We start from the raw sequence: 2,296 nt of genomic DNA on the forward strand, positions 1-2,296 counted from the left end.
AAGGAGGGGAAGAAATGGAATTTAAATTTAATTGGGAAGAGAACAAAGAGAAGATTGAAGAGCTAAAGAAAGTAATCGAAGAGAATAAAGAAAAAAAGGGAGCATTAATGCCAGTATTGCATGAAGCACAAAGGATATTCGGATATCTTCCAATAGAAGTACAAAGGATGATATCAGAAGGACTAAACATACCATTAGCAGAAATATATGGAGTAGCGACATTCTACTCACAATTTTCATTAATACCAAAAGGGAAATATCAAATAGGAGTATGCTTAGGAACAGCATGCTACGTAAAAGGAGCACAAGCAATAATAGACAAAATTAAAGAAGGATTAAACTTAGAAGTAGGAGGAACAACAAAAGATAGAAAGTTCTCACTACAAGCAACAAGATGTATAGGAGCATGTGGATTAGCACCAGTAATGACAATAAATGAAGATGTATATGGAAGATTAAAAGCAGACGAAGTACCAGGAATATTAAAGAAATATATGGAGTAGGTACTGGGTACTAGAAGTAGGGAACAGAGTGCAGAGAACAGAGGACAGGGAACAGGGATAATGAAAGTAAAAATAATATTAAAAAAATATATATTGTATATGCAGCGAAAAGTGAGTGACGAATAAAAAGCGGATAATAGTCAGAAAATCTGGAGGTGAAAAAATGAAATCATTAGAGGAATTAAGAAAGATAAAAGAAGAAACATTAAAGAAAGTTGATTTAAGAAAGCAAAGAGAAGGGACAAGGATAGTAGTAGGGATGGCTACTTGCGGTATATCAGCAGGGGCAAGACCAGTATTAATGGCATTATTAGAAGAAGTAAAAAGTAGGAACTTAAGTGATGTAACAGTAACACAAACAGGATGTATAGGAGTATGTAGATTAGAACCTATAGTAGAAGTATACAGACCAGGAGAAGAGAAAGTAACATATGTAGAAATGACACCAGAGAAAGCAAAGAGAATAATAGCAGAACATATAGTAAACGGAAAAGTAGTAACAGAATATACAATAGGAGCATATGAGAAATAAAGTTTCACGTGAAACAAAGCTGATAATGTAAAGGAGGTAAAGAAATGAACATCTATAGAGCACATGTATTGATATGTGGTGGTACAGGTTGTACATCATCAAGCTCAGACAAGATACAAACAGAATTTGAATTAAAGATAAAAGAAAAAGGATTAGACAAAGAGATAAAAGTAGTAAGAACAGGATGTTTTGGACTATGTGAAGCAGGACCTATAGTAATAGTATATCCAGAAGGAGCATTTTATAGTCAAGTAAAAGTAGAGGATGTAGAAGAAATAGTAGAAGAGCACTTACTAAAAGGAAGAATAGTAAAGAGATTATTATATAAAGATGCAGTAGAAGAAGACACAATAAAATCAATAAATGAAGTAGGATTTTACAAGAAGCAAAAGAGGATAGCATTAAGGAACTGTGGGGTAATAAACCCAGAAGACATAAATGAGTATATAGCATTTGACGGATACATGGCACTAGGGAAAGTATTAACAGAGATGACACCAGAAGAAGTAATACAAGTAATCAAAGATTCAGGACTAAGAGGTAGAGGTGGTGGAGGATTCCCAACAGGATTGAAATGGGAATTCACAGCTAAAGCCCAAGGAGAACAAAAATATGTATTATGTAATGCAGACGAAGGGGACCCAGGAGCATTCATGGACAGAAGTATATTAGAAGGGGACCCACATGCAGTATTAGAAGCGATGGCGATAGCCGGATATGCAATAGGAGCGAATCAAGGATATATATATGTAAGGGTAGAATATCCAATAGCAGTACAGAGATTAGAGATAGCAATAAATCAAGCAAAAGAGAAAGGATTATTAGGTAAGAATATATTCGGTACAGGATTTGACTTTGACATAGAAGTAAGGCTAGGAGCAGGAGCATTCGTATGTGGAGAAGAAACAGCTCTAATAGCATCAATAGAAGGACAAAGGGGAATGCCAAGGAACAAGCCACCATATCCAGCGAACAAAGGATTATGGGGTAAACCAACACTAATAAACAACGTTGAGACATATGCAAACATACCACAGATAATACTAAACGGAGCAGAATGGTTTAGAAGCGTAGGTACAGAGAAATCACCAGGAACAAAGGTATTTGCACTAGGAGGAAAGATAAACAACACAGGATTAGTAGAGATACCAATGGGAACAACATTAAGAGAAGTAATATATGAAATAGGTGGTGGAATACCAAACGGAAAAGAATTCAAGGCAGTACAGACAGGAGGACCATCAGGTGGATGTATACCAGC

3 protein-coding genes are annotated in these 2,296 nt (G+C 35.7%); all 3 read left to right on the forward strand.

The genetic code is table 11. From position 1 onward, the window contains the following. Positions 1-14 precede the first annotated feature (14 nt). Positions 15-503 (forward strand): NAD(P)H-dependent oxidoreductase subunit E, encoded by a 489-nt coding sequence (locus TR13x_RS10780; RefSeq protein ID WP_054871944.1) that lies wholly within the window; start codon positions 15-17, stop codon positions 501-503. A gap of 163 nt (positions 504-666) precedes the next feature. Next, positions 667-1,035, forward strand: coding sequence for a ferredoxin (locus TR13x_RS10785; protein ID WP_054871942.1), 369 nt, complete (start codon positions 667-669; stop codon positions 1,033-1,035). Between the two features lie 50 nt (positions 1,036-1,085). Then, positions 1,086-2,296 (forward strand): NAD(P)H-dependent oxidoreductase subunit E (locus tag TR13x_RS10790; protein WP_369813271.1); only part of this gene is annotated, 1,211 nt, incomplete at its 3' end.

Source organism: Caloranaerobacter sp. TR13 (assembly GCF_001316435.1).
In the GTDB taxonomy this organism is placed as follows: Bacteria; Bacillota; Clostridia; order Tissierellales; family Thermohalobacteraceae; genus Caloranaerobacter.